The sequence below is a fragment of the Streptosporangium sp. NPDC050148 genome (genome assembly GCF_055586505.1).
In genome coordinates this window covers 268692-275962 of sequence record NZ_JBVJIA010000010.1, presented here as the reverse complement: position 1 = coordinate 275962, position 7271 = coordinate 268692, and the positions used below count along the sequence as shown (strand labels likewise).

Here is a 7271-nt window from a genome sequence, read left to right as displayed (position 1 = left end):
CCCCCCCCCCCCCCCCCCCCCCCCCCCCCCCCCCCCCCCCCCCCCCCCCCCCCCCCCCCCCCCCCCCCCCCCCCCCCCCCCCCCCCCCCGGGCCCCGGGGTCAGGGGCTCGGGGTCGGAGTGGGAGTCGGAGTCGGAGTCAGGGTGGGGGTGGGGGTCGGGACGGGCGTGGGGGTCTCGGCGGGCGGCACGGTGTCCGTCACCGTCGGGGTCGGCTCGGGGGTGGGGAAGTCCGTGGGCGGCGGGGTCTCGGTGGGCGGCAGCGTGTCCGTCACCGTCGGGGTGGGAGTGGGGGTGGGCGGCGGCACGGACGGCGTGGGGCAGGAGGCCGGGGCCCGCCACTTCTTGCCCGGCCGCCACGGCTTGTAGGACCACCAGCCGTCACCCCGCCAGAAGTTCTTCTTGGGACGCGTCAGGTCGAAGACGTAGGCGGCCGTCGGCGTCTCGCCCACGTTCGTCGCGGTCAGCGACACCCAGTCGCCCTGCCTGATCTCGTTGCCCCGCCGGCCCGCCAGGGTCCGGGTGGAGTCGGTGATCGCGTACGCCTTCTCGAAGCCGTCCTGGCTGCGCACGGTGATCGAGTCCTCCGCCAGGGCGACGGCCTTTCCGGTCTGGGCGAACACCGTGAAGCCGCAGCCCTCCCGGTCCGGCAGGACGAACTCGCCGTGCAGCGTGCTGGGGAAGGCCAGCGGCGGTACGCGGGGCACCGGCTTGACGGTGGGGCTGGGTGACGGTTCCACGGTCTGGGTCACCGTCACGGTGGGAGCGGGTGTCTCGCTCATCGTCACCGACGGCGTGGGGGTCGGCGTGTCCGTCGCTCCGGGAACGGGCGCCGGTGTCGCCGACGCCGCCGCGGACACCGCCACCCCGCTCGACGCCGCCAGTGCCAGGGCGGCACCGAAGACCACGGGCCGTGAGACGCGCCGGCGCGGCCCGCCCGATCCGCCCGATGCGCTCGGCAGGATCTCGTCTGGCCTGTCCGGGTTCGTTCGCGTCACCTTGTCCTCCAGCTGGCTCGATCCGAAACCGGCGGCGGTATGGCGCGAGGGTGCGTGCGCCCGCCACCGAGACGGAGGGCCACGTGCCCGGCTGTGATCCTCCGTCGAAGGGCGCGGAGGAGACTTCCCGCTTTCTCCGGACACATGCGGACGAAATTTGTGGGAGCACGCTGTCAGGTAATCTTCTCGCAGCTCATCGGCGATTTTCACGAATTCGAACGCCCGCCGCGAGAGCGCGCCGGACGGACTCCGTCCGGCGCGGGCGGTCCCGTCCGGCGCGGGCGGCCGGTCAGAGCGAGGCGGCGACCAGCCCGACGAGGACGCCGGCGAGCGAGACGCACGTCAGGACGGAGCCGGCGACCACCGCTCCCCGCCTGCCGCGCCGTACCCCGAGGACATGGAGGAGCGCGTACGGCAGGAAGGCCGGCACGCCGACGCCGAGGAACGGCATGGTCAGCGCGGCCAGGACCCCGGCGGTGCCGGTCGGCACGGCGCGGTCGCCCTCCGGGGCGAGCCGGGCCCGCGTGACGTCACCGGCGCCGGAGTCGGGCGAGGCGTCGACCGCGATCGCGGCGCCACCGCCGTCGGGCGTGAAGCGGCCCTTGCAGTCGTAGCGCCCCTCCCCCAGGTCCTCGCACGACAGGACCGTGAGGGTGCCGGGGGTGCCGACGGCCCCCGTGGCGAGCCTCCACCCGGGCACCGCGGAGACGAAGCACGACACCGCGAGCCCGGCCCAGAGGATCATCAGGATCGACATGCCGATCCTGCCCGGTGTACGGCCGGGACCGGGGGCCGGCAGGAGGACATCGGTCAGGGTGTCGAACGCATCGCTCATGCGGACAGGATGGGACACCCCACTTGTGAACGACCTGCCCCGCACTTGTACGCGTCCCCGGGCGTCGCCTTCCGTCCATGGAACGCCCGCGACGGGTCGTCACCGATGACGGCGCGTCACGCCCCGTGGCGCGTCGCCCTCTCCGCGGCCTCGGCGGCGTCGAGCTTGGCGGCCTCCTCCGGGGTGGGCGCGGTGCCTCCGAGGTGGCGGGGCTGCCACCAGACGCCCTGCGGGATCTCCGGGTAGCCGCGCTGCGCCCGGTCGAGCATCTCGCCCATCCGCCCGTGCAGGTCGGCGGTGACGGCGTCGTAGTCGTCACCGCGCTTGGGGTGCATGGGCTCGCCCACCAGGATGGTGATCGGCACGTGCCGCTGGAGCAGGTTCCGGGGGCGGCCCTTGGTCCACAGCCGCTGGGTGCCCCACAGGGAGACCGGGATCATCGGCACCTTGGCGCCGACGGCCATCCGGACCGCGCCGTTCTTGATCTCCTTGACCGTGAAGGACCTGCTGATCGTGGCCTCGGCGAACACGCCGACGACCTCGCCGTCCCGGAGCGCCTTCAGGGCCGCGCCGAACGCGGCGGCCCCCGCCGCGCGGTCGACCGGGATGTGGTGCATGCCGCGCATCAGCGGGCCGGAGATCCGGTGGTCGAAGACCTCCTTCTTCGCCATGAAGCGCACCAGGCGCCCGGCCGGGCGCGCGGCCAGGCCCGCGAAGATGAAGTCGAGGTAGCTGATGTGGTTGCTGACCAGCACGGCCCCGCCGGTCCGCGGGATGTTCTCGGCACCCTCGATGCGGATCTTGAGGTCCAGCGCGCGGAACACGGTCAACGCCGCCCCGACGACCGGGGGGTACACGATCTCAGCCATGGCTGAACCGTACCTCAGCTCCGCCCCGGGCCCGGACCGGTGCCCACGCCCCTTCCGGTGTCCCTTCCGACGCCGTCATGGGCGTCCCCGTCCGCGTCCCGTCTCAGTGTCCCGTCGGTGTCCCGTCAGTGTCCCCGGAACGCCTCCTCCAGCCACCACGCTCCCCGGGAGCGGACGACCCGGGCGTGGACCAGCAGGGGCCGGTCCCTGGCGCCGTCCAGCAACCGGGCCACCTCGGCGAGGTCCGCCACGTCCCGTACGGTGACCGCGTCGCAGCCGAAGCCGCGGGCGATCGCGGCGATGTCCGCGGGCGGGAAGGTCACGGTGTCCAGCGGGTGCCCGTCCGGCCCGAAGTGGTGCACCTCGGCCCCGTAGCCGTCGTCGTCGTACACCACGATCACCATCGGGATCCCCAGCCGTACGACCGTCTCCAGCTCGGAGACGCCCATCAGCGCGCCGCCGTCGCCGAGGGCGGCCACCGGGAGGCGGTCCGGCCGGGCCAGGGCGGCGCCGATCGCGGTGGCCAGGCCGAGGCCGACCGACTGGAACGCCTGGGTGAAACAGAATCCCCGCTCGTCCGGAACGTCGAGGAACATCGACGGATATCCCATGAAATTTCCGGAGTCGACGGCGAGGACGCGCTCGGCGGGCAGCAGGTCGTCCAGCCCGATGGTCAGCGTCCTGGGGTCGATCCTGCCGTTGCCGCCCTCGTCCTCGTACGGGACGTCCCGCCAGCGGCCCTCCCGGGCGATCCGCGCGGCCAGCCCCGCCGAGCGGTAACCGGCGGCGTCCCCTTCACCACCGGATCCGCGACCACCTGCTCCGTCACCACCGGCTTCGTCGCGGTCACCGCCTGCGCCACCACCGTCACCACCTGCGCCATCACCGTCCCCGCCTGCGCCACCACCGTCCCCGTCGCCCCGGTCGTCGCGGTGACCGTCGTGGCCGCCGAGGAGCCGGACGACCGCCCGCGCGGTGCGGGCCACGTCACCGGTCACCCCCAGGTGGACGGGACGGTGCGCGCCGAGCGCGTCCTCGTCCAGATCGACCTGGACGACGACGGTGTCGGGACCGATCAGCGTGCCGTGCCGGGTGGTCCACATGGTGAACGCGCACCCCCAGCCCACCAGCACGTCGGCGCCGCGGACGAGCTCGGCCGTCAGCGGTGAGGCGAAACCGCCGCTGACGTCCAGGTCCCACGGGCTGCCCCGGAACAGGCCCCGGACCACCGCGGAGGTGGCCAGCAACGCCCCGGTCAGGTCCGCCAGCTCCTCCAGCTCCCGCCGGGCCGCCCGGGCACCCCGCCCGGCCACGAAGACCGGACGGCGCGCCGCCGAGAGGACCTCCGCCAGCCGGGCGGCCTCCCCGGGCGACGGAGCGCCCGTCCCCCCGGCCCCTGCCCCCCTCAGGGCCTCCGTCACACCGGTCGTCGTTCCCCCCTCCCCCGCGGGGACGTCCAGTGCCTGCACCGCCAGCGGGAGGTTGAGCAGGACCGTCCTCCGCTCGTCGCGGGCGACGCGGAAGGCCTCGGTCACCTCTGCGACCGCGGTCCGCGCGGAGACGATCCGCATCGGGACCGCGCCCACCGCCTCGGCCAGCGCGGCCTGGTCGACGAAGAAGTTGGAGCGCCGCTCGGTCACCTCCCCCGCCAGCACGACGAGCGGGGTACGGCTCTTGGCGGCCTCGGTGACGCCGGTCATCGCGTTGGTGAGCCCCGGCCCCTGGTGGACGCTGAGCACGCCGACCCGGCCGCTGAGGCGCGCGTAGGCGTCGGCCATGGTCGCCGCGCCGCCCTCGTGGCGGGCGGCGACGTAGCGCACGCCGTGCGCGACCAGGGCGTTGGTCACGTGGAAGTTGCCGCTGCCGACCACGCCGAAGGCGACCTCCACGCCCAGCGCGGCCAGCGTCGCGCCCACGACCTCGGCGACGTTCACCTCTCGACCAGGGCCAGCACCCGCAGCGGGCTGCCCGAACCCCCGACGATGGGCAGCGGCGGGGCGACGACCACCGCGCCGGTCACCGGGAGCCGGTCGAGGTTGCGCAGCTGGGTCAGGCCGTACTTCCCGGCGCCCAGCAGGAACGAGTGGCACGGGAAGGCCGGGTCGAAGCCGTGCGCCGCGCCCGCGTCGGTGCCCACGGTCTCCACGCCCAGCCCGGCGATCGGGCTCTCCTCGGCGAGCCAGCGGGCGCACTCGACCGAGACACCGGGGGTGTGCGGGCCGGTCTCGTTCGCGTTCAGGAAGCTCTCCTGGTCGTGGGAGCGGGCGTCCCAGCCGGTGCGGTAGAGCAGCCAGCCGCCCTCGGGCAGCGGGCCGTTGGCCTGCTCCCACGCCCTGACGTGCGCGATCTCCAGCAGGAAGTCGGGGTCCTTCGCCGCCTCGTCGGCGAGGTCGAGGACCACGGCCGGGGCGATGAGCCGTTCCGGCGGCACCTGCGAGACGTCGTCGCCGTCCCTGCCGGTGACCCAGTGGACGGGCGCGTCGAAGTGGGTGCCGGTGTGCTCGCCGGTGACGATGTCGTTCCAGTACCAGGCCGGGCCGCGGTCGTCGTAGCGGCTGATCTCCCGCAGGGAGAACGGGACGGTGTTGCCGAACGGCTCCGGCAGCCGCAGGATCGGCGTCTGCGGGGACAACGGCGCCGTCAGGTCGATCACCTCGATCCCGCCGTTCCGGATGCTCTCCACCAGATCGCGCAGCACCGACATGACGCCTCCTGTATGGGACGGGACCTGCGCAGATCCTCCTACAGCGGCACCCGCCGCCGCCACCTCCGCCGCCGCCCCGGCCCGGGCCGGATCCGGCCGCCGTCGCGCGGCAGATCTTTGTCCGCCGCGCGGCCGGACCTCGTCCGTCGCGCGGCCGATCCCCGGCTTCGCGCGTCCGGTCCTTGCCATCGCGCGCGAACGGGGCGAGGTTGGACACCGTGAAGAAGCTCATCAACGACGCCGGGACGGTCGTTCCCGACGCGCTGCGCGGTGTCGCGGCGGCCCATCCGGGGCTCCGGGTGGACGTGGACAACCAGATCGTGTTCCGGGCCTCGGGTCCGCGTACGGGCAAGGTGGGGTTGGTGTCCGGCGGCGGGTCGGGGCACGAGCCGTTGCACGGCGGGTTCGTCGGGTACGGCATGCTCGACGCGGCGTGCGCGGGTGAGGTCTTCACCTCGCCCGTCCCCGACCAGATGATCGAGGCCACCTCCGCGGTCGACGGCGGGGCGGGGGTGCTGCACATCGTGAAGAACTACACCGGCGACGTGCTGAACTTCCGGATGGCGGCCGAGCTGAGCGCCGAGGAGGGGGTGCGGGTGGAGAGCGTCCTCGTCGACGACGACGTGGCCGTGCGCGACTCCCTCTACACGGCCGGACGCAGGGGCACCGGCGCCACCCTGTTCGTCGAGAAGATCGCCGGAGCCCTGGCCGAGACCGGGGCTCCGCTGGCCGAGGTCGCCCGGGTGGCGCGGGAGGTCAACGCGCGCAGCCGTTCCTTCGGGATCGCGCTGAGCCCCTGTACCACCCCGGCCGCGGGCAGGCCCACCTTCGAGCTCTCCGACACCGAGGTGGAGCTGGGCATCGGCATCCACGGCGAGCCCGGCCGGACGCGCTCGGCCCTGCGCCCGGCCCGGGAGCTGGTGGACCTGGCGATGGACGCCGTCCACGAGGACCTGCCGCTGTCGGGCGACCTGCTGGTCATGGTGAACGGCATGGGCGGCACCCCGCTGATCGAGCTGTACATCGCCTACGCCGCCGTCGCCGACCACCTGGCCGGCAGGGGTGCGCGGGCGGCGCGGTGCCTGGTCGGCAACTACGTCACCAGCCTCGACATGCAGGGCTTCTCGGTCAGCGTCTGCCGTCTGGACGACGAGCTCACCGGCCTGTGGGACGCTCCCGTGGAGACCCCCGCCCTGCGCTGGGGCCGCTGAGATGGACGTCGCCTTCTTCGCCTCCTGGATCGAGGAGGCCGCCAGGGCCGTCTCGTCCGACAGGGAGCGGCTGACCGCGCTGGACGCGGCGATCGGTGACGCCGACCACGGGTCCAACCTCGACCGGGGCTTCACCGCGGTCGCCCACGCGCTGGGCACGGCCGAGCCGGCCACCCCCGGGGCGCTGCTGACGCTCGTGGGCAGCACGCTGATCCGCAAGGTCGGCGGGGCGTCCGGCCCGCTGTACGGCACGTTCTTCCGGGAGACGGGCAAGGCGCTGGGGGACGACGCCGAGGTGTCCGTCGCGCGGCTGCACACCGCCCTGCAGGCCGGGCTCGCCGGGGTGCGGGCGCTGGGCTCGGCCGCCGAGGGGGACAAGACCATGGTGGACGCCCTGGCCCCGGCGGTACGGGCCCTGGAGGAGGCCGTACGGGACGGTGGTGACCCGGCCGGCCCGGCGAATCCGATCGATCCCGCGGAGGCGATCGGCGCCGCGGCGGCGGCGGCCCGCACCGGGGCCGAGTCGACGATCCCGCTCCAGGCGCGCAAGGGCCGGGCCAGCTATCTCGGGCCCCGCAGCGTGGGCCACGAGGACCCGGGCGCCGCCTCCACCGCGCTCATCCTGGCCGCCCTGCACGCGGTGGCGACGCGGTGA

7 protein-coding genes are annotated in these 7271 nt (G+C 74.5%); 2 read left to right on the top strand and 5 right to left on the bottom strand.

Annotated elements, in window-relative coordinates; translation table 11 throughout:
- Nucleotides 1-100: 100 nt before the first annotated feature.
- The 5 genes from ACZ6RT_RS14475 to ACZ6RT_RS14455 all read right to left on the bottom strand — a co-directional run bounded on the left by ACZ6RT_RS14475 (nt 101) and on the right by ACZ6RT_RS14455 (nt 5405).
- Nucleotides 101-997 carry a hypothetical protein gene (locus tag ACZ6RT_RS14475; protein ID WP_470153814.1) on the bottom strand — a complete coding sequence of 299 codons (897 nt, stop codon included), beginning with the start codon at nt 995-997 and terminating at the stop codon, nt 101-103.
- 289 nt (nt 998-1286) lie between these two features.
- Nucleotides 1287-1832: a hypothetical protein gene (locus ACZ6RT_RS14470; protein ID WP_470153813.1), complete on the bottom strand. Its 546-nt coding sequence runs from the start codon at nt 1830-1832 to the stop codon at nt 1287-1289.
- A 116-nt stretch (nt 1833-1948) separates the two neighbouring features.
- Complete coding sequence (locus ACZ6RT_RS14465) at nt 1949-2701, bottom strand: lysophospholipid acyltransferase family protein (protein ID WP_344904078.1); 753 nt, start codon at nt 2699-2701, stop codon at nt 1949-1951.
- A 125-nt stretch (nt 2702-2826) separates the two neighbouring features.
- Nucleotides 2827-4635, bottom strand: coding sequence for a thiamine pyrophosphate-binding protein (locus ACZ6RT_RS14460; RefSeq protein ID WP_470153812.1), 1809 nt, complete (start codon nt 4633-4635; stop codon nt 2827-2829).
- Nucleotides 4632-5405 carry a cyclase family protein gene (locus tag ACZ6RT_RS14455; protein WP_399191911.1) on the bottom strand — a complete coding sequence of 258 codons (774 nt, stop codon included), beginning with the start codon at nt 5403-5405 and terminating at the stop codon, nt 4632-4634. The genes ACZ6RT_RS14460 and ACZ6RT_RS14455 overlap by 4 nt, the downstream gene beginning before the upstream one ends.
- Nucleotides 5406-5623: 218 nt before the next feature.
- Between ACZ6RT_RS14455 and dhaK the strand changes: the two genes are divergently transcribed.
- On the top strand, nt 5624-6616 hold the full coding sequence (gene dhaK / locus ACZ6RT_RS14450) for a dihydroxyacetone kinase subunit DhaK (RefSeq protein ID WP_399191913.1): 993 nt from the start codon (nt 5624-5626) through the stop codon (nt 6614-6616).
- 1 nt (nt 6617) lies between these two features.
- Nucleotides 6618-7271, top strand: coding sequence for a dihydroxyacetone kinase subunit DhaL (gene dhaL, locus ACZ6RT_RS14445; RefSeq protein ID WP_470153811.1), 654 nt, complete (start codon nt 6618-6620; stop codon nt 7269-7271).

Excerpts from the sequence above, each read along its gene's own strand:
- ACZ6RT_RS14465 (WP_344904078.1), bottom strand. The coding sequence starts at position 2,701 with ATGGCTGAGATCGTGTACCCCCCGGTCGTCGGGGCGGCGTTGACCGTG.
- ACZ6RT_RS14470 (WP_470153813.1), bottom strand. The coding sequence starts at position 1,832 with ATGAGCGATGCGTTCGACACCCTGACCGATGTCCTCCTGCCGGCCCCC.
- ACZ6RT_RS14455 (WP_399191911.1), bottom strand. The coding sequence starts at position 5,405 with ATGTCGGTGCTGCGCGATCTGGTGGAGAGCATCCGGAACGGCGGGATC.
- dhaL (WP_470153811.1), top strand. The coding sequence starts at position 6,618 with ATGGACGTCGCCTTCTTCGCCTCCTGGATCGAGGAGGCCGCCAGGGCC.